The organism is Paenibacillus sp. Marseille-Q9583 (genome assembly GCF_976954365.1).
Genome location: NZ_CDRJTB010000040.1, coordinates 25,162 through 49,004, shown reverse-complemented (window position 1 = coordinate 49,004; position 23,843 = coordinate 25,162). Strand labels below are relative to the sequence as shown.

General features: G+C 46.7%; 18 protein-coding genes. 15 read left to right on the top strand and 3 right to left on the bottom strand.

Features of this window, described 5'->3' with window-relative positions:
- Positions 1-216 precede the first annotated feature (216 nt).
- The 5 genes from ACWNM1_RS18295 to ACWNM1_RS18275 all read left to right on the top strand — a co-directional run bounded on the left by ACWNM1_RS18295 (position 217) and on the right by ACWNM1_RS18275 (position 7,450).
- Positions 217-2,031, top strand: coding sequence for a sensor histidine kinase (locus tag ACWNM1_RS18295; protein ID WP_449602101.1), 1,815 nt, complete (start codon positions 217-219; stop codon positions 2,029-2,031).
- Positions 2,032-3,681, top strand: coding sequence for a response regulator (locus ACWNM1_RS18290; RefSeq protein WP_449602100.1), 1,650 nt, complete (start codon positions 2,032-2,034; stop codon positions 3,679-3,681).
- A gap of 72 nt (positions 3,682-3,753) precedes the next feature.
- Positions 3,754-5,445: a glycoside hydrolase family 13 protein gene (locus ACWNM1_RS18285; RefSeq protein WP_449602099.1), complete on the top strand. Its 1,692-nt coding sequence runs from the start codon at positions 3,754-3,756 to the stop codon at positions 5,443-5,445.
- Between the two features lie 148 nt (positions 5,446-5,593).
- Positions 5,594-6,328 carry a class I SAM-dependent methyltransferase gene (locus tag ACWNM1_RS18280; RefSeq protein WP_449602098.1) on the top strand — a complete coding sequence of 245 codons (735 nt, stop codon included), beginning with the start codon at positions 5,594-5,596 and terminating at the stop codon, positions 6,326-6,328.
- Between the two features lie 39 nt (positions 6,329-6,367).
- Positions 6,368-7,450 carry an MBL fold metallo-hydrolase gene (locus ACWNM1_RS18275; RefSeq protein ID WP_449602097.1) on the top strand — a complete coding sequence of 361 codons (1,083 nt, stop codon included), beginning with the start codon at positions 6,368-6,370 and terminating at the stop codon, positions 7,448-7,450.
- A gap of 905 nt (positions 7,451-8,355) precedes the next feature.
- Here ACWNM1_RS18275 and ACWNM1_RS18270 read toward each other — a convergent pair.
- Entirely contained in the window at positions 8,356-8,964 is a 609-nt protein-coding gene (locus ACWNM1_RS18270; RefSeq protein ID WP_449602096.1) for a phosphatidylglycerophosphatase A family protein, read from the bottom strand.
- A 272-nt stretch (positions 8,965-9,236) separates the two neighbouring features.
- Between ACWNM1_RS18270 and ACWNM1_RS18265 the strand changes: the two genes are divergently transcribed.
- From ACWNM1_RS18265 to ACWNM1_RS18255, 3 genes are all read left to right on the top strand, one after another.
- Positions 9,237-10,358, top strand: coding sequence for a GerMN domain-containing protein (locus ACWNM1_RS18265; protein WP_179085838.1), 1,122 nt, complete (start codon positions 9,237-9,239; stop codon positions 10,356-10,358).
- A gap of 164 nt (positions 10,359-10,522) precedes the next feature.
- Complete coding sequence (gene rph, locus ACWNM1_RS18260) at positions 10,523-11,281, top strand: ribonuclease PH (RefSeq protein ID WP_042130710.1); 759 nt, start codon at positions 10,523-10,525, stop codon at positions 11,279-11,281.
- A 1-nt stretch (position 11,282) separates the two neighbouring features.
- On the top strand, positions 11,283-11,924 hold the full coding sequence (locus ACWNM1_RS18255) for an XTP/dITP diphosphatase (RefSeq protein ID WP_449602095.1): 642 nt from the start codon (positions 11,283-11,285) through the stop codon (positions 11,922-11,924).
- Positions 11,925-12,043: 119 nt separating this feature from the next.
- Here the strand turns inward: ACWNM1_RS18255 and ACWNM1_RS18250 are convergent, their stop codons facing one another.
- Together ACWNM1_RS18250 and ACWNM1_RS18245 are read right to left on the bottom strand one after the other, a co-directional pair.
- A complete protein-coding gene (locus tag ACWNM1_RS18250; protein WP_449602094.1) occupies positions 12,044-14,212 on the bottom strand; it encodes a glycosyl hydrolase family 18 protein in 2,169 nt (722 codons plus the stop codon).
- A gap of 78 nt (positions 14,213-14,290) precedes the next feature.
- The gene (locus tag ACWNM1_RS18245; RefSeq protein ID WP_449602093.1) at positions 14,291-16,201 is read right to left on the bottom strand and encodes a glycosyl hydrolase family 18 protein; all 1,911 of its coding nucleotides are present in this window, start codon (positions 16,199-16,201) and stop codon (positions 14,291-14,293) included.
- A 601-nt stretch (positions 16,202-16,802) separates the two neighbouring features.
- Here ACWNM1_RS18245 and ACWNM1_RS18240 point away from each other — a divergent pair.
- From ACWNM1_RS18240 to pgmB, 7 genes are all read left to right on the top strand, one after another.
- Positions 16,803-17,231 carry an NfeD family protein gene (locus tag ACWNM1_RS18240; protein ID WP_449602092.1) on the top strand — a complete coding sequence of 143 codons (429 nt, stop codon included), beginning with the start codon at positions 16,803-16,805 and terminating at the stop codon, positions 17,229-17,231.
- Positions 17,231-18,166 (top strand): SPFH domain-containing protein, encoded by a 936-nt coding sequence (locus tag ACWNM1_RS18235; protein ID WP_060621782.1) that lies wholly within the window; start codon positions 17,231-17,233, stop codon positions 18,164-18,166. Before ACWNM1_RS18240 ends, ACWNM1_RS18235 begins: the two co-directional genes overlap by 1 nt.
- A 102-nt stretch (positions 18,167-18,268) precedes the next feature.
- Positions 18,269-18,724, top strand: a complete 456-nt coding sequence (locus ACWNM1_RS18230) for a cupin domain-containing protein (RefSeq protein WP_076286056.1) — start codon at positions 18,269-18,271, stop codon at positions 18,722-18,724.
- 234 nt (positions 18,725-18,958) lie between these two features.
- Positions 18,959-19,909: an ABC transporter permease subunit gene (locus tag ACWNM1_RS18225; protein ID WP_052414714.1), complete on the top strand. Its 951-nt coding sequence runs from the start codon at positions 18,959-18,961 to the stop codon at positions 19,907-19,909.
- Positions 19,910-20,728: a carbohydrate ABC transporter permease gene (locus ACWNM1_RS18220; RefSeq protein ID WP_449602091.1), complete on the top strand. Its 819-nt coding sequence runs from the start codon at positions 19,910-19,912 to the stop codon at positions 20,726-20,728. It begins immediately after the preceding gene.
- 31 nt (positions 20,729-20,759) lie between these two features.
- Positions 20,760-23,111, top strand: a complete 2,352-nt coding sequence (locus ACWNM1_RS18215; protein WP_449602090.1) for a glycoside hydrolase family 65 protein — start codon at positions 20,760-20,762, stop codon at positions 23,109-23,111.
- A gap of 1 nt (position 23,112) precedes the next feature.
- Positions 23,113-23,796, top strand: coding sequence for a beta-phosphoglucomutase (gene pgmB, locus ACWNM1_RS18210; RefSeq protein WP_449602089.1), 684 nt, complete (start codon positions 23,113-23,115; stop codon positions 23,794-23,796).
- Positions 23,797-23,843: the final 47 nt, after the last annotated feature.

Genomic DNA, 23,843 nt, shown 5'->3' with positions numbered 1-23,843 from the left:
ATATATTTCTCGCATAAACGCTTACCGTCTATAAGAGACGTCGAAGGCGTTTATGCTTGCATCCTCATCTTAAGAGTTTCTGGCTAATAGAAACATGGTCCATATTTAAGAATGATGTAGGCATTTTTTAGCGAATGTAAAAAGCCGGTTCAGGGTGTAATGATTTCAGTTATACTTGGTTCACACATCTTTCTATTATATAAGAAGGTGGTTCTCATGAATCGAAACTTTCGCTTAGTCAGCCGTTATCGCCATCTTCCGCTCCAATTTAAGCTGTTGTTATGGTTCGTCCCCCTGCTACTGGTGACCATATTCGCTATGGGTTGGAACTCGTATCAGATTTCTTCACAGCAGGTGGTGGAGAAAATGAAACAGTCGCAGGATCATCTTACCAAAAAAACAGCAGAGCAGATCGATGAGATGGTGCGAGGCATGATATCTTTTTCGAATACACTCTTTCTGGATGAAAGTGTGCAGCGGCTCTTAGCATCGTCTGAAGCGCAAAAGGAACGTAATTCTGTATTTAAGACCGTTACAAATCTTATGGTTGCAGGCAATTCTATTCAATCTCTGATTCTGTATTCTTTAGACGATAACAATGGAGCAGAGCCTTTTGCTGCGAATCAGGCAGGATTGACGACAGGTATGAAGTACTCAGATTTTATCAAAACCTCGTATTATCGAGAGGCTATTAAAGCAGCAGGTAGCCCAACCTTTGGACTCTCCAGGCCGACTGACGGCATTTTTGTAGGCGATCATTATCATAAGATTGTGCTTTCCAGAATCATCATGAATATTTACACCTTAAAGCCGGCAGGACTCGCTGTGATCGGTGTGGATGCAGGGAAGATTGGGAGCCAATATCTCGACAATGCTGAAGATGATGTAGATATGTTCGTGATTGATCGGGATGGGCTGATTATTACGGCTTCGAATCCGAGCTGGATTGGCAAAAGAGATCTGGAACTTCCGTATTTTGCGGACAGCGACCCTAAGCTGACTGTGAAAAAAAGGCTGGAATCTACAGCGGATCATAAACAGTGGATTGTATCGCATCTGCAGTCGGAGACGACAGGCTGGTATGTGGTGGTGGCTCATTCCAAGCGGCAGCTTGTTAAAGAGCTCGGTCAGATTTTACAGGTCACGATGACGATTGCTGTTCTGTGTTTAGTAGTTAGCCTAATGGTTACCTGGCTGGCAGCTGCCGCTATCACGAAACCACTGAAGAAGCTTTCTCGTTCGATGCGCAGACTGCAGACAGGTGATTTCACGCAGCGGGTATTTTTTGAAGGAAATGACGAGATCGGCTTACTCGGGCATGGTTATAATCTAATGGTGCAGCGGATTAAATCGCTCATCAATGATGTATACGCCTCAAGAATGAAGCAACAGGAGGCAGAGTTGAAAACGCTTCAAGCTCAAATCAGGCCTCACTTTTTATATAACACGTTAAATACAATCTGTTGGGAAGCTGAGAAGAAGGGAGATAAAGAAATTGCCGATATGGTGTATTCTCTCTCACAAGTGTTCCGACTGAGCTTAAATGATGGACGTGATACGTTTACTTTGGAGCAGGAAGTAGAGCTGGTGACCAATTACTTGTTCCTGCAGAAAAATCGCTTTAAGGAGCGTTTTGAATTCGAAATTTCTCTGGATGAGAGTATCAAGGATTTCACAGTACCAAAGCTGCTGCTGCAGCCACTAGCCGAGAACGCAGTGATTCACGGGATTGAGCCGTTGTCTGGAAGTGGACTGATATCCGTTCGTGCTTACCGTATAGAGAAGACTATTGTGCTTGAGGTACAGGATAATGGTGCAGGGATCACGGCAGATAGACTTCTAGAGCTTCATCAACGTTTAGCAAGGGGAAATTCTTTACCTGAGGAAGACAATGTTGGACGCACAGGCTTTGCGCTCATGAATGTGCAGGAACGACTGGCCTTATTTTTTGCAGGAGCCTCTTTACAACTAGAGAGTGTGGAAGGGGCAGGCACACGTATTATTATTCATATCACTGTGGAGGGGCCATAAATGATGAAGCTGCTGATTGCTGAGGACGAAGATACGATCCGTGAGGGCATTGTGAATATGATTGATTGGAAGTCCCATCAGATTGAGGTCATGGGTGAGGCGGGGAACGGAAGTGAAGCGCTGGCTTTGATGGAGAATGAACAGCCCGATCTTTTATTAACGGATATTCGTATGCCACAAATGGGTGGTCTCGAGCTGATTGAAGTCGCACGGCGTAGAGGTTACGGCTTTCGGTCGATTATTTTATCGGGGTATAACGAGTTCACCTATGCGAAGCAAGCAATTTCCCTGGGTGTTGTTGATTATGTGCTGAAGCCATGCCGACCTGAGGAAATTCTGAAGACGGTACTGAAGGCCAAGGAACTTATTGAAAGACAACGAAATCAGGAGGATGAACAGCTTAAAAGAGATCGTTCCTGGCATAAAAATGCACCGCTTCTCAAAAGCCAGGTTCTGTCTCAATGGATTTATCATCCCCCGGTTCCGCTGGAACGGCGACAAGAGCTGATCGGAGAGTTATCTATGGCGATTGGCTTTGAAGGACCACAAATTGGTCTGGTCAGTTTTGATTTTGACCCACCCTCCGCTACAGGCACAGGACAGGATTTTGTACTTCTACGCTACGCAGCGTTAAATATTATCAGTGAGACCTTGTCTCCTATCTATAGGGGAAAAATAGAGACTTTTCATGATGGCAATAACTTGCTTTGGATTGGCAGCGGATTAGCCGGAACCGATTCCCGCAAGCCTTACCGGGCACCCCTCCAATTGAAAGAGCAGATTGAGAAGCTGCAGAGTAATTTGGAGAAATATCTCAAACTGTCAATCAGTATTGCCGTTGGCTCCTGTCGTTCGGATATTTCTGAAGCGCATCTGTCGTATAAAGAAGCCCTTCAGGCGATGGAATCGCGATTTTTGAACGGAAAAGGCGGTGTTTATTACTATACAGAAGGAACAGGAGTAATAGGTGGCGCTCCACAGGAAATCGGGATTTTAGATGATTCTGAATTAAATGTGCTGGAGGATGAAATGCTTGTGGCAGTGGGGGCTGGGAGCAATGAGCTCGCACTCGATCTGCTGGAGAAATGGCTGGATCGTTTTCGTAGCAATCCGGGATGTCTTAAGCAAGAAGTGAATATTCGGGCAACTGCTTTTGTAGTTCGATTAAAGAGACTCGCGCAAGAAAAACAAGTCGCTGGCTTCGAATGGAAGCAGCATTTGGTCAATTGGATGGAGCAGGCTCCACAGATAGAAACGTTGGAAGAATTGTCTACGATTTTGAATAAGGTCATGCAGAATGTGGTGGAGGCTTTTTCAAAACATCGTCCACTACATCGCACAGTAGTCACTGCTATGGAGATCATCCGTAATAAATACAATACCAATCTGACACTAGAGTATGTCGCGAAAGAATCCTATGTTTCTAATACTTATTTAAGCTCACTTTTCCGCCAGGAGCTTGGTGTGAATTTTCTTGATTACTTGCATCAATACCGGGTAGAAGAAGCGAAAAAGCTGCTCCGCCAAAATCTAAAGATGTACGCCGTTGCAAAATTGGTAGGGTACGGTGAAGAGCGTCACTTCAGTGCTACTTTTAAAAAATGGACTGGACTTACACCTTCACAATATCAAAAGGGATTAGGGAAGTAGGGGGGGATTTGTTATCTACTAGGCTCTGTGTGGTTAAACTCTACATATAGCTAAATAGGAGGTAACCGAGTTATGAACCCCAAATGGTGGAAAGAAAGCGTCGTGTATCAGATTTATCCGATCAGCTTCATGGACAGTAACGGAGATGGAATCGGAGACTTGCAAGGTATTATATCCAGACTGGATTATTTACAGGACCTAGGTGTAGATGTGATCTGGGTCTGTCCTATTTATAAATCACCTAACCATGATAACGGGTATGATATCAGTGATTACTGTGACATTATGAAGGAATTCGGTACGATGGATGATTTTGACCGGTTGCTCAGGGAGTTGCACGCACGTGGAATGAAGCTGATGATGGATTTGGTGCTGAACCACACGTCACATGAGCATCCTTGGTTTGTAGAATCCAGGTCGTCGAAGGACAATCCTAAACGGGACTATTATATTTGGCGAAAAGGTAAAAATGGCGGCCCTCCGAACAACTGGGAGTCTTATTTTAGTGGCTCGGTATGGGAGCTTGATCCGCGGACGGATGAATATTATCTACATCTCTACTCCAAATACCAGCCCGATCTGAACTGGGAGAATCCTGTGGTCATTGATAAGCTGCATGAAATGGTGGAGTGGTGGCTGAAGAAGGGTGTGGATGGATTCCGTTTTGATGCGATTGCACATATCGTCAAGACGAAAGGGTATCCAGATGCAGACAACCCGAACGGAACACCTACGGTAAGGGCCTATGGTATGTTCTCTAATCTGGAGGATGTGCATACCTTGTTACAGAATCTATACGATAAGGTGCTATATTTCTACGATATTATGACGGTAGGAGAGACCTCAGGACTTGGACCTGAGCAGGCGCTGGATTATGTAGGTGATGGACGCCGGGAGCTGAATATGACCTTTCAGTTTGAGCATATGTTTCTGGATGCCGCTTCGCCGGGTAGCGGAAAATGGGATGTGGTTCCCTGGAATCTACTAGAGTTGAAAAAGATCATGAGTAACTGGCAGACGGTTCTGCATGACAGAGGCTGGAATGCGAACTATCTCTGCAACCATGATCAGCCGCGCTCCGTGTCCCGGTTCGGGAACGATCTCTTTTACCGGATTCCTTCGGCTAAAATGCTGGCGACATTCATTCATATGCTGGAAGGCACACCTTACATTTATCAAGGAGAAGAAATCGGGATGACGAATGTCTGTTTCGATTCCATTGATGAATACCGGGATGTGGAGACACTTAATTATTATGAAGAAAAGCGAAAAAACGGTGTTCCAGAAGAGCAGATTATGTCTGCGATTCATCATAAAAGCCGGGACAATGCCCGTACCCCTATGCAATGGGACGATGGACATGCAGGCGGTTTTACAACAGGGACGCCCTGGATTGAAGTGAATTCAAACTATATGGAGATTAACGCTGGCAATGCGGTTAAAGATCCGGATTCTATATACAACTACTATAAACAGCTGATTGCTTTAAGAAAAAAATACAAGGTGATTGTGTACGGATCATATGAGCTACTGCTTGCAGAGCATACTGAGATTTATGCGTATACCCGAACTTTAGAGGATCAGCGATTGTTGGTTATTTTGAATTTTTTTGATAGAGAGCCTGAATTCGAATGGCCAGCGGGGTTCGATCCAGATCAGCAGGAGCTATTAATCAGTAATTACCCGGAGTCAAAAGATCAGGATATTCGTTCTTTCAAGCTTCGTCCTTATGAAGCAAGGGTCTATTTGCAGCAGCGTGTGTAAAGGAAGTTTCAATAAGAGTTGTCATTAAAGCCCAAGAGGTCAAGATGATGACTCTTCTTTGAGTTTGTCAGCAAAAGACTGTACAATGGCGATACATTAGCATACATAAGAGGAGTTGCGGGATGACGCCTGTAGGAGGAGAGACAACATGACTGAATGGTATGAAAAGAGCTTCGGAGAGGATTATCTGATCGTATATAAGCACCGGGATTTCGGTGGCGCTCGTAAAGAAGTAGATCAGATGATCGCCTGGCTGAGACTGCCCCCAGGTTCAAAAGTGCTGGATTTATGTTGTGGGATGGGACGTCATTCTCTGGCACTTGCGAAGGAAGGGTACGAGGTTACCGGAGTGGATTTGTCGGAGGTCTTGCTTCGTGAAGCTCGATCTCAAGCCGGGGCGGAGAAGGTAACCTGGATCCGTTCCGACATGCGTGATTTACCACTAGATGGAGGATTCGATGCCGTAGTTAATCTGTTCACTTCTTTTGGTTATTTTGAAAAAGATGAGGAGCAAGTAAAGGTTCTGCGTGAAATCTATCGTCTGCTGAAGCCAGGTGGCAAGTTCGTTATTGATTTTTTGAATCCTGCGCATGTGATTCGTCATCTGGTGCCGCATTCTACGCGTGAGGATGGAGAGAATTTGATAGATGAGTCACGCCGGATTGAGGATGGTTATGTGAAGAAGGACATCCTTCTAACCACTAAGAATGACCCTACGCCCCGTCAATATCATGAGCGTGTGAAGCTTTATTCACTGGAGGAGTTCAAGGAAATGATTGAGAAAGCGGGCTTGCAGCTCGAAGCTGTACATGGCAGCTATGAAGATGAGGTTTATGATGCAGAAAGGTCCACGCGGATGATCTTTGGTGGAACACGTCCCTAAATGGTTTCCGGAAAAAGATTTAAAGGTGGTGAACGCTCCATGTCTAAGGCAGAGCTTACTTCATGGGACAAGAACATTCTCCAAGTCTCGGTACCCATGGACTCGCCTCTTCGTCAAGTGAACAGTTATATTCTTTCGGACGAAGATGGGAGAGTGACTATTATCGATCCGGGCCCGCGCAGCCCGGATACAGAGAATTGCTGGCTCGGGATTTTGCAGGAGCTGGACTTGTCGTGGATGGATATACGGGATATTGTCGTTACGCATCACCATCCCGATCATTATGGATTAGCCGGCTGGCTGCAGTCGCAGAGTGGCTGTAAGGTGTGGATGACGGAGCGCGCCCATGCGGAGGCGTTGTTGATGTGGGGCTTGGGCACTGGTGAAGATCTGGGGAATGACATGGATGAAGATACAGGTGAAGATACGGGGAATGGCGTAGACAATGATGTAGGCATAAATGAGATCTTACCGGGTTATTTCATCCGGCATGGGATGACAGATGAGTGGTCGAACGGGATTAAAGCCCACTTGGAAAGCTTTAATTCCCAAGTGGAGCCGCAGCCTGCCGTTTCTTATTTCAATTTGGCGGAGCCCTTCAAGATGGGCGGCCGTGAATGGCAGCTCATTATTACCGGGGGACATGCACCGGGGCATGTGAGCCTGTATCATGCTGACAGCGGGCTTATGATCTGTGGGGACGCTGTGCTCCCGCAGATCTCGCCCAATGTCAGCCTGCTGCCGGGCAGCGATCCACAGCCGCTACAGACGTTCCTTCAGGGGCTGCGTGAACTGGGCAGCTACCCGGTCAGCATGGCGTTCCCGGGGCATCGCGAGCCCTTCACTGGCTTCGCGCACCGGGTAAACAGCCTGCTCGCTCATCATGAGGAGCGGCTGGATACAGCTGCGACCCTGCTCACTAGCGGTCCGCTCAGCGGATTCGCGGTGTGCGAATTCCTGTTTCGCAGCCGAGTAACCACCGTTCATCAGATGCGCTTTGCGATGAGTGAGACCCTGGCGCATTTGGCGGAATTGGTGCGCCGGGGACGGGCAGTCATGCTGGAGGCAGACGGCGGTATCTTGTTCGCCGCAGCTGAAAGTGTCAGAGAGCATATCAGTTAGAGTATCAGAGTATCTTGCAAGATCGAAGTGTACTGGAAAGTATAACTTGTTAAAGAGCAGTCCTAATTGTGGGGACTGCTCTTTTTTGTATTTGAGTAACTTAGTCCCTCAGTCACTCAGTCTCTCAGTCACTCAGTCACTCAGTCACTCAGTCACTCAGTCACTCAGTCACTCAGTCACAACAGTCCCTCATGCCATCCTTCGATCGCTTCCATATTCATTCGTTAGTGTAAGTATTCGGAATCAGATGATGCTATTCGTTGATTTTGGAACTTTTGAGGTTAGTCGCGGACCGTAAAGGGTTATTACTAGTGCAGAGTAGTGTTTTCGGGTCATTTTTGAACAAATAGAGTCTCTGGAGTCCGAAAGTGCTCAAATCAAGGGTAATTTATGAGTATAACGTCTCCTGATTCCGACAACGTGGGCGAAACGCTTCTTATATTGAGTAACTAAATGATGGTGGTAATTATAGGGAATTTCACCCTATAATTTTAGATTTAATGATTATAGAGCTGGTTATAGGGAATTTCTCCTTATAATTCTACTGTTTTGGCTATAGATTGAGATTTTTATAGAGATTATAGGGAAGAATTCCGTATAATCGTTGGATTTAAGCCAAAATCGTTATTTTATAGGGAGGATTTCCCTATAGCTCAGCGAACCCAACGAACCCAGCGAACCCAACGAACCCAGCGAACCCAACGAACCCAACGAACCCAGCGAACCCAACGAACCCAACGAACCCAGCGAACCCAACGAACCCAGTGAACCCAACGAAACCCTCAAAAAAGCGACTGTCTCAGCAGCCCGCAGGGGGATACGAAACAATCGCTTTTTCCTTAAAGTTTCATTTGGTGTATCTAAAAACCCCTACTCTGGAGTTCATCTGGTGCCTCTAGAACTCCTCACTCCGGAGTTTCATCATATTCCGCAAGTTTTCTAGCGGCCTCTTCGCGATCCTCTGGTGTGTGAGGCAGATCCAGCTCAATTTCGCGCTCCGCTTGCTTGCGGTGTGCGATTCTGCTACTGGCTGCCGCTGCCACGGCTCCAACGATGTCGTCGAGATAGGTGTGGATCTGTCCGGTGCTTTTGTCATTTAACCGTTTAAGAACGCCTGGCTTCAGCTTGTCCACATAGCCATAGTTGGTAAATCCGATACTGCCGTATACGTTCACGATAGAGAAGGCAAGAATCTCATCTACGCCGTACAATCCCTCATCATTTTCGATCATATCTTGAAGTGGGGAGAACAGCTTGCCCTCTTCTGCCATTACATCTAATTGAATGCCTGTTAGTACAGCATTTTGTACTTCTCGCTTGCTAAGCACCATCTCTACATTATGGATACATTCATCCATCGTTAAATTCGGATAGTATTTCTGTTGCAGGAACATAACGAGCTCCGCGATTTCTTCCAGGGTTACTCCACGCTTGTTCAGCCAGAATTTGGTCGCATCTGCGACGGCCTTGCTGTTCAGACTGTACGGAATTTTTTCGATTTTGTCATCAGTCATGTTCAGTCACCTCGTTGTTTAGTAAGTCATTTCATTACAGCAAACGTTAGTATGATGTTAAGGACTGTTGTTACCTCAGATTGTACGTTTACTGGAAGTATTTGTCCAGCGAGGGAGGTTTCAGCGAACTGAAATCCAGGCCCTACTTGAGATGAAGAAGTAGTTCACAGGCTTTTCCAACAATTTAGGATAAGCTGTTGTTATTTTTTGGACAAAGGTCTCGTATACATAGCAGTACAAATGATATCTAACCTTGAAAGGGGTAATAAATGATGAAACCTATGCAACAAATCCGCGGAATCTCCGCAGTATGCTTACTCGCAGTTCCACTGGCACTGTCCGGTTGTGGGCTGTTTGGTTCAGAATCGGCATCGATTGATGCTCCGCCACCAGAGGTTGAAGCACAAATGTTACAGACTAGTGGAAATACTACGTTGGATTCAGGTGTATTCGGTCCTGTGACACAGGATGATACACAGACAGCGGTTAAAGGCAGCACCAAAACTTCACAGGGCAATGCTTCCGGAGATCGCACAACTGTATTTTTGGAAGATGGTAATGGATTACTCGCTCCTGTATCCCTAAGCTTGCCAAAGAGTAAAGATTCCAGCGCACTCAAAAACTCGTTAATGGCATTAGTGAGCAAGGGAGAATATGCCTCATCAGTGCCTGAAGGTTTCCAAGGCATTCTTCCAGCTGGAACGGAAGTCAAAAATATTACGATAGACAAGTCGAACTCTGCGGTTGTCGAATTTAATTCAGAATTCAATAACTATGATCCTTTAGAGGAACGTAAAATCCTCGAAGCTATCACTTGGACGCTGACCGGTCAAGATGACATTAAAAGCGTACAACTCTGGGTAGATGGTAAAAAGCTTACAGAGATGCCGCTTCAAGGAACTCCGCTGGATCGTCCATTATCCCGCACAATGGGCATAAACTTGCCGAAGCAAGGTCCACTTCTGATGAACTCAAGTGCGGTTACTGTTTATTTTTCCACAACATCTCCTGACGGTATCCAATATTATGTACCTGTAACCCGCTTTGTACCCGCCGGACAAGAACAGCTGACCGCTGCTTTGAACGAATTGATTGCAGGTCCTGAATCCGGAAATGGGTTGGAAATGGTCATGACACAGGGAACGATACTTGATTCCGTTGATGCTGGGCAGAACGGTGTAGTTACCGTGTCCTTGACGGATGATATGTTCACAGATGGTAAAGGTGTACCCGCTGAAATGCTGGAATCGGTCGTACTGACTGTTGCGCAAAATTCGGATGATTCTCTGGTACAAATTCGCTTGAACGGCAAGGAATCGATTACGGATACAGATAATGTGGACTACAGCAAACCTGTTTCCGCACCTGAATATTTGAATGAGATCCCATTATAGAATGACCCTGTAAGGTTTAAAAGATGCTTTTGTGCCTCCTCTTTGGTAGAATAAAAGTTGCTCAAAAAGACGTTACGTCCCAAGCATTGTGCTACTCGGTATTTATGACGGGGAAATGGGACTCACGCTAAACTTTTAGCTATACGATGTAGGAGGCAGAAAAGATGAGATCAAACGGGCGAAACGACGACCAATTACGGCCGCTGACAATAACAACCCAAACGAATAAATATGCTGAGGGCTCCGTGATCATTGAAATGGGAGATACCAAAGTCATTTGTACGGCTACTGTGGAGGAAAAAGTGCCTCCGTTTCTTAAAGGGCAAGGAAAAGGCTGGGTAACCGCTGAATATTCGATGCTTCCTCGGGCAACTCAATCCCGTAATCAGCGTGAAGCTGCACGTGGTAAGCTTACCGGACGGACTATGGAAATCCAACGGCTGATCGGACGAGCACTTCGTTCCGTAGTGAATTTACAAGCGTTAGGCGAGCGTAGTATTACGCTGGACTGTGATGTGATTCAGGCGGATGGTGGTACACGGACTGCTTCGATAACAGGTGCTTTTGTTGCGATGGCATTTGCTATTAACAAAATTGCACTTCAGCACAAGTTGCCTGTGTTTCCTATAACAGATTTCTTGGGGGCAATCAGTGTCGGTGTTGTAGGGGATAAAACGCTCTTGGATTTGAATTATGAAGAAGATTCCAAAGCAAAAGTAGATATGAATGTAGTTATGACTGGCGGCGGTGCCTTTGTTGAACTTCAAGGGACTGGCGAAGAAAGACCGTTCACTCGTCAAGAGTTGGATCTTTTGCTGGGTCTAGGTGAGAAGGGAATCTATGAACTGATTGCTGCGCAGAAAGAAGCGCTTGGAGCGATCGCTCTCAAAATCCCTTCCGGCCAGCCGGGCCAAGAGGTGTAGCATGAAGTCTGACGGCGGTATTCTTATTGTTGCGACGAAGAATAAGGGGAAAGTACGCGAATTCGAGCATGCTTTTGCCCCGCTAGGGCTGACAGTGAAAAGTATGTACGACTATCCGGATCTGCCCGATGTGGAGGAAGACGGAGCCACTTTTGCCGAGAATGCCTTTAAAAAATCCAAAGCCGTAGGTGACGCCCTTGGAATCCCGGTACTCGCCGATGATTCGGGTCTTTGCGTAGACGCCTTGGATGGCAGGCCGGGTGTGTACTCTGCACGTTATGCAGGGGAAGATGCAGGAGATGAAGAGAACAATTTGAAGCTGCTTAGCGAGCTGGAGAAGCTAAAACAGGGCGAGGATACCGGACAGCCTTTGCTAAGTACAGCTCGGTTTGTCTGTACATTGTCCTTATACGATCCAAGCTCAGGACGGGAGTTAACCGCTGAGGGTGCAGTGGAGGGATGGATCACATCCGAACCTGCTGGTGGTGGTGGCTTCGGCTACGATCCGTTGTTTTACTTAGCGGAATATGAAAAGACAATGGCAGAGCTAACGCTGGAAGAGAAGCAGCGGATTAGCCACCGAGGCACTGCGCTAAGGTTGCTGACGGAGAAGCTGGCAGCTGCAGATGACTTGAATTCCTAATCCTAAGCCTCTATGCGGTCGCATATGAGATGAAATAAAGAAGCTTGCAAATCCAAGGGGTGTACCTTGATTTGCAAGCTTTTTTTGATTTGTAAGGCTAGGCTTATAATTTTATTGAATTAGTTCAGCTTCCAGAGTGCGGGTGTTGCGGTCGGTTCCCATCCCAGCAGTGAAGTGTGGGGCTGTAGACATGTATACGTTAACCCGTTGTAGCTAACCTTATCACCCGCTTTGTATGCGACTCCCGCTGCCCAGGCAGATATTCCTGGATTTGGCGTTGGCGTAGGTGCAATGGTTGCCGTCGGTGTTGGTGCAACGGTCGGCGTTGGAGTAGGTGTTGCGGTTGCAGTCGGCGTTGGTGTTGCGGTCGGTGTTGGTGTTACGGTAGGAACAGGTGTTGGTGTCGCAGTTGATGTCGGTGTCGCTGTTGGAGTAGGCGTTGGTGTTGCAGTTGGTGTTGTCGTAGGTGTAGGCGTTGGAGTGATGCCTCCATACAATTTGTCGTATTCCTGTTGGGACGAGCTTCCGTTCAGTGTAATTCGCTGCGGACCACCCGAGAAATTCAGCTTCATCATGCCTGGAACTTCCAGTGTGCCTCCGTTTGCAATCGTTTGAGATGCAGTCCCGGTAATACGATAGCGATTAAAGTCCCAATCCGTAGAGATTTGCTCTACAGTACCGGCTCCCCATGCAGAGGTCAAGGTTGTTGTTGTCGGTAGATCGAATTCCAGCTTCCAGCCACCAGAGATATCCGCGCCTGTGTTATTCGTTATTTTCAGGGAGTAGGTATAATTCGGATGATCGTAAGCGCCACTGAAGCTAAGACTGAAGTTCGTAGGTGCAGGCAGTTGTGGCTTCGGAGTTCCACCTGGCAGAGAGGCTGACTTAAGCTGGTCATAGGCAAAATCGGTCAACGAGTTACCGTACGTATAGGTGCCATCACTCTTTTCAGAGTAGTCGCCGGTCAGTTCCCAGAACATCATCCCTCCCAAGCCTTTTTGCTTGATATAATCCAGTTTGTAGCCGAGTGACTCCTTATCTTCATACGTAAGAAAGACCTTCTTGTCTGCGTTGAACAAGTATGGAGTTTTGGTAACAGGATCGAAATAACGTTTGTTCGCTGGGTCTTTGAGCAGATTCAGCACATGCCAGATTGGATTTGCGCCAGCCGGCTGCTCTGGTGCAGGATCATTCCAGATTCCGTATACGCCGTCGGCTCCACCTCCGGTTGTAGGAGCTGTACCATAAAGACCGGTATTGTTGATGCCTCCATTTACATTCTTCCAGCCACGTGAGTAATAAGGAACTCCGATGACGATTTTTTCCGGAGGAAGCGTACCCAAATAGTATCGAACGGCCCAGTCGGTATTCAGAACCGGAGTACCCAGCGCAGCTGTTTCAGTATCACGAGAATCCGGGTACAGGGCGGAATGCGGCCCAACATATCCATTCCAAGCGCCGTGGAAATCATAGGTCATAAGGTTCGCCCAGTCCAAATACTGGTTGGCTTCCCCTAGCTTCATTCCGCCCAGAATCCAAGAGGAGGCGGTTGCGGCAATGGTTAGGTCATATTTCTGATTGTCCTGTGCGCCTGCCTGATCCAGCTTTTCACGAAGCTTTTTCATGAGGAGAACATAGTTGTTGTAATTCACTGTGCGCAGCGGCTCAGCCACACCGAAGTCATTCGGATTACCTGATTGACCAGTACCAGAAGGGTACTCCCAATCAATGTCCACACCGTTAAACTGGTAGGTACGAAGAAAATCTACAACACTGTTGGCAAAGGTCTCACGGCCGGCTTCTGAATTGGCCATGCTATAAAAACCACCAGAACCCGACCAACCACCAACCGAAATCAGGGTGCGGACATCGGGGTATAACTGCTTATACTTTACGAGTTGATTAAAATGTCCTTTATACGGCAAATTAGTTAATTGGTCAGGGTAGTCTTTTTCGATAGCTGCTGTACGGTCCATCAGATCAATCTTGTTCGTTTGAGGGTTGACCTTGGCGAACGCATAGTTAATGTGAGTGATTTTGCCCCACGGTATTTTATCGACAGTATAAAATCCTTTGTTCTCCTGATCTCCCCACTCCGGGAAGTAAGCTACAATTTTACGCGGATGATCTGCAGCCGGAGCTGGAGCAGTAGGCGTCGTCCCTGCTGCTAAGGCTACTTGCGACGATCCACCTGCACTTGTGTAAAGCGGAAGCAGAATGATGGCGCTCATTAAGGCCGCAATGTAGCGTGCGGATTTACTTCGCCTATTACGTGTACTTATGTTCATTTAACATTCCTCCAAAAGGGATAATATAACTGCGGGAGTAGATTAGGAACGGTGAGCCTTTCGCGTTAATAATGAGTCTTAATTCAGTTTCCAGAGTGCGGGTGTGGTCGCTGGTTCCCAGCCTTGAAGTGAAGTATGGGGCTGGAGGCAAGTATACGTTTTGGCATTGTAGCTAACGATGTCACCCGTTTTGTAAGCGATTCCTACAATCCAGCTAGAACTCCCAGGGGTCGGTGCTACAGTTGCGGTTGGAGCCGGAGTTGCGGTTGGTGCTACTGTTGCTGTCGGTGTTACAGTGGCCGTTGGTGTGGGAGTTGCGGTTGGTGCCACTGTTGCCGTCGGAGTCGGAGTTGCTGTCCCGCATACGTTGATGAATTTCCAGACTCCAGCAGCACCGCTAAGGTCGGGGCGATCGCCTTGAGTCCACCATTTAGCTTCATAGACTGAACCGTTGTAAGAAACTTGCTGGCCGCCAGTATATACGGCAGTCTGGTTCCACGCCGCTGCGCATTGTCCTGGAGTAGCCGTTGGTGTTGGAGTTACCGTTGGAATCGGAGTTGCGGTTGGAGTTGCTGTTGCCGTAGGCGATGGTGTGGGAGTTGCTGTTGCGGTAGGTGTCGGTGTCGGCTGTACCACTCCTCCGCCAAGGTCGGCGTTCAGCTTGTTGGTCAGTGTTTTGTTCCGGTCACCACTTGTCTCCCAGAACATGGCACCCGCTAGGCCTTTTGATTTGAGATAACTGATCTTATGGCCAAAAGATTCTACGTCGTCATAGCTGATATAAGTTTGGTTCGTTGGATTATAGAGATAAGGCACTTTAGAAATGTCATTCCAATAACGGGTATACCCGTTTTTGTTAATGTAATTAGCTTCGAGGTCATAGAAATCATAACTGCCCTTTTCCCATGTACCCGTGGACGAAATACCAGCGGACAATTGATATTGGCCATTTCCTGCGGCAGGAGCACCTCCCCAACCACGGCCATAGAATCCCATACCAAGCACTAACTTGTTCGCGGGTACGCCATTGGCTAAATAGCTGGTTACCGCTTTATCGACGTTGAAATTTTGCGGTTCGGTCAGGCCTGATGCAGAAGCGGCTGGATCATAGTACAAAGGAGCATTGTGACCAGTGGTCTTATTCCAGCTCCCGTTGAAGTCATAGGTCATAATATTGATCCAGTCAACAATGGAAGCAATACCTGCAAGATTATTGTTATTGACGTACGTCGGTCCTGCACCGGAAGCAATGGTCAGCAGGTAGGTTTTGCCGTCGGTCTGACCGGCAGCATTTAGCTTCTCACGGATTTTTTGCAGTAGAAGTACATAGTTTTCCTTGTCTTCGGGACGATAACTGTTGCCTGCGAGCCCACCGCTGACTGGGTACTCCCAGTCGAGATCGACCCCGTCCATTTTATATTTACGAATGAAGTCTACCGCCGAGTTGGCAAAAACCTCACGGGTAACGGCTGTAGCCGCCACATCCGAGAAACGGTTCGACCAGGTCCAGCCCCCAACGGAGATCAACGTTTTCAGGTTCGGGTTCTTTTCTTTCAGCTTCCATAGCTGCTTCAGATTACCTTTGATGGGGTCATCCCATTTGTCATCTCCGAAGCTCTTTCCGGTGTCAATCCACGGGTCACCCAGAACAATCGTGCCGTTCGGAACGTTAATGGTCTGTGCTTGCTCATTTTGACAGCTCCAGGTTACCGGATTAGGGCCGGTAGGGTCAGGGTTGCCGTGAATGCCATTCCAACAAATATCTGCGAAGGCGTAGTTAATGACATTCATTTTGGTAGGATCGATATCTGATACATTGTAAGCCCGCCCGTAAGCGGCCCAAGAAGCGTAATAACCAACCAGTTTATAATCCTGTGCGGCGTTGGCCGTTTTGGCACTACTACCCAGGGCTGAAAAAAGTGTAAGAACAAGCGCGGCGATCATCGCGATCGCAAAGGTCTTACGTGAACTTTTTTTCGTGAATATCATTGATTTTATACCTCCAAGGTTCAATGTGTAGTTCGAAATTCTTTTCGGCAAGAAATCCCAACCTTCACCTCCCATAGTTTGAATTTCACCTGTACCTTCACCCTTGCAAATCTATCATTCTACTGACACCAAGTTCATAGATTTTGCAGCAAAAAAATAGCAGTCTACATAAGGTTTACACAATAAGTAAGCGCTTTCTAAACTGCTGTTCTAAGGATTCCTTTTTGATAAACTTGTAGATGTAACATTGTTGAAGGGGTGTAGGGTGAGTAGAAGAGTGGGTTTGGAGTTCAATAATTAGGATTAATTTCTTATTTATGGGTGAAGGCATTTCTTATTTTCAAGCATAGAGAGCGATTATGCTAGGGATAAAATTCAGTAATATAGGGGGACATTTTTCTAATTCATGGATACTTGTTTAGGTGAACTTTGATAGAAAAGGTGTATGTCTTCTTTTTAAGGAAACTCATGCAGAACACATAACCTCCGATGTTATGAATATAAATTATATACATGCCTGCAATATTTTTACGGAATTACGCAACGCATCGCTGTTTCTCTTCGTTATAGTAGTATCATAAGGAAGGTGGTGGGTTCACCAATGGTTGTGTTTTGGTTGATCGCAGCCGGTGTCCTGTTTGTTGTAGAGATGATGACGCTTACTTTTTATCTGCTATGGCTTAGTATTGGTGCGTTGGCCGCAGGTTTGGTGTCGTTGATTATTCCTGAAGCCATTTTGTTTCAGGTGATCCTCGGATCACTGGTGGCACTTGGTCTGACTATATTCTCGAAACCACTGGTTTCTAAATTTCGCAGTTCACGTGGGTTCAAGGATACAGGCACAGAAATCGTAGGCAGGCAAGGAGTCGTCATTGAGCCGATTGAGCAGGGGCGCTACGGGCAAGTGAAGGTAGGCGGAGATACGTGGAGCGCGAGCTCTGACCAGTCTTTGGGCAAGGACGAAGTGGTCAGAGTAGTGAAGAGAGGCACGACCATTATTGAAGTAGAACGATGGGGGGATATGAACTAATGGAATGGGCAATTATTTCAATTATTCTAGTGGTAGTCGTAGTATTTGTGGCATTAACGATCAAAATCGTACCGCAACAACGGGTAGGTGTAGTGGAACGTCTGGGTAAATTCAATCGTCTACTGACGCCGGGTCTGAACATTCTGATACCTGTGATTGATCAGGTGCGTACTTACCATGATCTAAGGATTCAACAAGCGAATGTGCCTCCGCAAACGGTGATCACGAAGGATAACGTGCAGGTGCAGATCGACACGATTATTTTCTATCAGGTAGTGGGACCAGAGGAAGCTACGTATGGCATTTCCGATTATGTATATGGGGTAAGAAACATTTCAACGGCAACTATGCGGCAAATTATTGGTAAGCTGGAATTGGACGAAACGCTGTCTGGGCGTGAAAAAATCTCAACTGATATTCGTCTGGCGCTTGATGAGGCTACAGAGAAGTGGGGCGTAAGAATCGAGCGTGTGGAAGTCATCGATATCAAGCCGCCGCTCGATATTCAAGAAGCAATGGATAAGCAGATGAAAGCGGAGCGGAGCAAACGGGCGATTGTTTTGGAAGCGGAAGCTGCCAAGCAAGATATGATCCTGCGTGCTGAAGGGGATAAGCAGAGCAAGATTCTGAAAGCGGAAGGCGACAAGGAAGCACGTATCCGCCAAGCAGAGGGTTCAAGACAAGCACAGGAGCTGGAAGCTCATGGTGAGGCGAAAGCAATTCAAGCAGTGGCTGAAGCAGAAAAATCACGCATTGAGCTGATTCGCTCAGCAGGTCTGGATGAGCAGGTGCTCGCATATCGCTCCTTCGAGGCTCTGGCTGAAATCGCCAAAGGTCCTGCAAATAAAGTGTTCTTGCCGACAAGCGCTGTTGAAACGCTGGGAAGTCTTGGGGCGATTGCTGAGGTATTCAAAGCGAGCAAGGATAGTAAATAGATTTTACAATTCGTGCTTCTTCCGTTAAAGTAAAAAGCAAAAACAACCTTATGCATATGAAGCTATTGTTGCTCATGCAAACTTTGAAGGAGAGAAGCTACCGTGACACAAAAAGAAATCTCACCGTTAGTTGAACTGCTCGGATTACAGCCCCATGTTGAGGGCGGTTGGTACAAAAGACTTTGGAACTCCGAATTTGAAATTCCGCAGGAAGTGCTTGGGGATAGCTATTCCGGATCGCGCCATTCGGCATCTTCAATTTATTTTCTACTTCACGAGGGGGAACAATCTGATTGGCATACTGTTTTGTCCGATGAAGTTTGGTTCTGGCATTCCGGTAGTCCAATAGTACTTAGTCTCGGAGGTAATGGAGATAAGCCTGAGAATGTGCAGGAAGTTATTCTGGGTCTCGATATTGCTGCAGGTCAACAGCCGCAGGTAGTAGTTCCAGCAGGCGTATGGCAGGCGGCTCGCCCGTTAGGATCAGAACCGGTCCTGGTATCCTGTATTGTTTCTCCAGAATTCCACTTTGATGATTTCAAACTGATTGAGAAATAAACCCCTTTATCCTTTCAAAACGGTAACAAAATAAAGTAGCGAGTCTCCTATCTTGGGAGGCTCGCTACTTTTTGTTTCACCCCATATATTAAGTCCTCTTCTACCATAAATACACAATGTAAAAATCCTCGGAGTCTTGTAAATATCCTCTATTCCAGTAGAACCGGGCAATTCATATGATGGAGTTACTAAAAACATACGAACAAGTGGTTCGTAAGTGGAAGGAGTAACACCATGAAGCCAAATTTAGAAACTAATCTCTCTCTACACAAGTCAAAACGCGGATTCGGGTCAAGATTGTCCGAATTGGGAAGTTCATCAAATTTCGTAGGCTACTTGTTTGTCGCCCCCATCCTGATCTTGATGGGAATCTGGTTTTATTACCCGCTGGTTCAATCATTAATTTACAGCTTCCAGGACATTAGCTTCCTAAATCCGGATGCGGCAAAATTTATTGGATTCGGAAACTATGCGGAGATTGTCCAGGATAAGGACTTCTGGACGGCCTTGAGCCATTCTTTATTGTTGACAGTAGTAGCGGTACCGCTTCAAGCAATCATCGCCTTGGTGATTGCAGTAAACCTGAACAAGGTGATGCGCTTTAAAGGTGTGTTCCGCACGCTGTATTACATGCCTTATATTACCTCAACCATTGCAGTGACGACCGTATTTATGTATTTGTTCATGCAGAATGAAGGGATTGCAACACAATTGCTGACTTGGTTTGGTTTCCCCGACGTTTCTTGGTATGCCAACGTTAAGTATGCACTTCCATTTTTGATGATTCTGACGATTTGGACTTATGTGGGATTCTACATGGTCGTGTACTTGGGGGGATTGCAAACCATTCCAAACGATATTTATGAAGCAGGACGTGTGGACGGAGCGAACGGATGGCAGCAGTTCTGGAAGCTTACGGTACCTATGCTGAAACCAGTGACCTTCCTTGTCATCATGTCCGGGATTATTAACGTCATGCAACTGTTTGACCAGCCTTATGCCTTGGCGAGAAACGGCTCGCTCGGAAGTCCGGCCGGCGCAACGAGCACGATAGTAACCTATTTCTATAGTCAGGCATTCAGCTTCAATCGTTCCGGTTACGGTAGTGCGGCTGCATTTATTATTTTCGCCCTTATTATTGCGCTATCCATGCTTCAAAAACGCTTTCTTAAGGAGGAGATATAGATGATGATGCATAGCCGGAAAACTCAAATTTTACGATATGTACTACTGTTCGCATTCTCCATATTTTTCGTCGTACCGTTTGGTTATGCCATCTATACTTCACTTTTGTCCAAAGCAGACATCGGGCATCTTGTGCTGCCAAGCCAGTGGACATTTGAGAACTACAGGGACATCTTCGAAACTTCCGATATATTGATTTGGTATAAGAACTCGATCATCGTAACGTTCGGTATTTTGATTGGTAACTTGTTTGTTAATACGACGGCTGCCTACTCCTTGGCTCGTATTAATTTTCGGGGCAGAGGTGTAGTGTTTTTCCTAGTGATCGGGATGATGATGGTGCCTTATCAAGTGATGATTATTCCGATTTTCTCCATGATCGTTGATATGAAATGGCTTAACAGCTACCAAGGTCTCATTATTCCATTTCTGTTCCAGGGCTTCCTTGTCTTTCTGATGCGTCAATTCTTCTTGACCGTGCCGAAGGAGCTTGAAGAGGCAGCGGAGGTTGACGGATTAAGCAAGATCGGTATTTTCTACCGGATTATGCTTCCGCTATCCAAAGGTGCGATCGGGACACAGATTATATTCAGTTTTACCGGTACATGGAACTCTTTCGTTTGGCCGGTGACCTTGGTGAATGACAGTCGTTGGTATGTAATGACTGTTGGTCTGAACACACTTAAGAATCGTTATTTTGAATGGCCAAACCTCACGATGACTGGTGTTGTACTCTTGACCCTGCCAATCATTATCGTCTTTTTGATGTTCCAGCGCCATATGGTGCAAGGCATTGCGACTACAGGACTGAAAGGTTAATACAGAATACGTTCAGACAGGAGGATGTAAAGTGATTGAATATACAGGATTGAATGCGCTCGATGACGGATGGGTGATTGCGGAAACAGAGTTTGATGCTAGATTTTTAGGGAAGTTTGAAACAATTTTTTGTCAGGGTAACGGATATCTTGGGCTAAGAGCTGCTACAGAGGAGTCCTATCCGGGTGAACGCCGCAACTTGTTTGTTGCAGGAGCGTTTAACCGCTTTGCCAATCAGGAGGTTACTGAGCTTCCGAATGCCGCAGATATGGTGCAGCTCGATATCCGTCTGAACGGTAAACCATTTCATTTAGAAAAAGGAAAAATTCTCAGCTACCGTCGGGAGCTGGATTTACGGCAAGGAGAGCTCCGGCGTGACATCCTCTGGGAGGACGAGAACGGCGATCAGTTTAAGATGACTTTCTTGCGGTTCGTATCGCTACAGGACCGGCATCTAATGGGTATGCGGGTGGAAATCACCCCGCTGACGAAATCCGCGGAAATTACAATTCGTTCCGGTATCAACGGGCAGATGACAAATTCGGGCGCACAGCATTTTATAGAAGGTGAGCGGAGGGTGTTTGATAAAGAGCTGCTCCAGCTTACCGCAACGACATCGGAGTCGAATATTGAATTTGTACATACGTGTGTCCATCAGATGTATGAGGGGGGCGTACGTCTTACAACTGCGCCAGCTCCGAGCATGGATCGCAGAAGAGTTTCACTGACTTACAAGCTTAAAGCGGAAGTAGGCAAGTGCATTACGCTGGATAAAGTGGCTTCGGTGCATACGAGTTATGATAAGGAGTGGAGAGATCGGGGGGCCGCGCATCAAGCTTTGCAGGATACCGCCCGGGAATATCTCAGCAAGAAGGCAGAAAAAGGCTTTGATGTACTATTCAATGAAAACGAGCAGGCTTGGAAAAGTGTATGGGCTAAAACGAACATTGAGATCAAGAGCAGCGACTCCTTTGATCAGTTGGCCATCCGGTTTGCACAGTATCATTTGCTTCTGATGACACCTGCCCATGACAGTCGTTTCTCTGTAGGAGCCAAGGGACTGACAGGAGAGGGATACAAGGGACATGTATTCTGGGACACAGAAATTTTTATTCTGCCATACTTTTTGTACATGGAGCCTCAGAAAGCCCGCAAGCTGGTGGAATATCGCTATCATACCTTGAATGGTGCGAGAACAAAAGCGCGTGACAATGGTTATCGCGGCGCGATGTACCCTTGGGAATCCGCAGCAACCGGCGAGGAAGAGACGCCAGAGTGGGGCCCTGTAGATATCGTTACCGGAAAGCCAACCTTTATTTGGACAGGCAAAATCGAACAGCATATTACAGCGGACGTGGCATATGGCGTGTGGCATTATTATCAGGCTACCGGTGATCAGGAATATATGGATCGGTACGGATATGAGATTATATTCGAAACAGCGACCTTCTGGGCAAGCCGGCTGGAGTGGAGCGATAAGGAACAGAAGTATCATATCTGTGATGTGATTGGTCCGGACGAATATAAGGAACATGTCTCTAACAATGCATTCACCAACTATATGGCCTACTGGAATATGACAAAAGCAATCGAATGCTCCCGCAAGCTTATGCAAGCGCAAAGCGATGTTTATTTGACTTTGGAGAGTAAGTTGGCTCTAACCGAGCGATTGAAGGAATGGGAGGATAAATCCAAGCAGATCTATCTGCCGCAGCCGGATATGCATTCGTTCATCATTCCGCAGGACGATACTTATTTGAACAAGCAAATTATTGATCTGGAGAAGTACCGTGATCAGGAGCAGGTGGCTTCCATCCTTGCCGACTACAGCATGACCCAGCTCAGTGAAATACAGGTTTCGAAGCAGGCGGACATTCTCGTTTTGTTTTACTTACTGGAGGACTGGTTCTCTAAAGAGACTAAAGCGGCGAATTGGCATTATTATGAGCCGAAAACGTTGCATGACTCTTCGCTCAGCTTATCCACGCACAGTATGCTGGCTAGCGATGTCAATGAACTGGAATTGGCTTACGATATGTTTGCCAAGGCAGCCCGCATTGATTTAGGTACGAACATGCATAGCTGCGATGAAGGTATCCATTCTGCTTCGATTGGCGGCATTTGGAAGGCAGCGATCATGGGTTTTGGCGGGGTTCGTTCCTGGGAGGGCTCTCTTCGCCTGAACCCGAAACTTCCACAGGCCTGGGAGCGCTTGTCTTTCCCGCTGGCCTGGCAGGGTGAGCGTCTGCAGGTGACGGTTACCCGTGGCAAGCTGGAGGTGGAGCGCCTAACTTCAGGATTGGGTGAGCTTACCTTGCTCATTCATGGCCGGGAATACGTGTTGAAGGATCGTATCGTTACAGACTTGAAGGAGGCTAAGTGAGTTGAATAAAGAACATCAGGAGATTCAAGCCTTTATTTTTGATCTGGACGGAGTGATAACCGATACCGCGAAATATCATTATGAAGCGTGGAAACAGCTGGCAGATGAGCTGGGTATTCCCTTTGACCTGGAATTTAATGAGCAGCTCAAGGGGATCGACCGCATGGCTTCCTTGGAAAAAATACTGAGTCAACTACCGGACGGCGGTGCAGCCTTCACTTTGGAACAAAAAAAGGAATGGGCTGATCGGAAGAACAACAATTATAAGCGATTGATTCAGACTGTGGATAAATCTGAAATATTGCCAGGCATCCTGGATTTGTTCCATGATCTCGAGTATGCCGGAATACCGATCGGGTTGGCTTCGGCCAGCCGTAATGCCGGCACACTGCTACGGCAGTTGAAGGTAGATTCATATTTTCATGTGATTGCCGATCCGGAGAGTGTGGCTCATGGAAAACCGGCTCCGGATATTTTTCTGAAGGCAGCGGAGGAGCTAGGGGTTGACCCCCGTTATTGTGTTGGAGTAGAGGATGCAGAGGCTGGAGTTCAGGCGATAAAAAGTGCGGGAATGTTTGCTGTAGGGGTTGGTGATGCTGAGATTCTGTCAAAAGCGGACTATATTGTCTCGGAAACATCGAAGCTATCTTTGTCCGAGATTCAGCAGCATATGGCCGGACGCTAATTTAAAAGTTAAATCTCAAAATACTATGTAAGTTGAACGAATTCGTA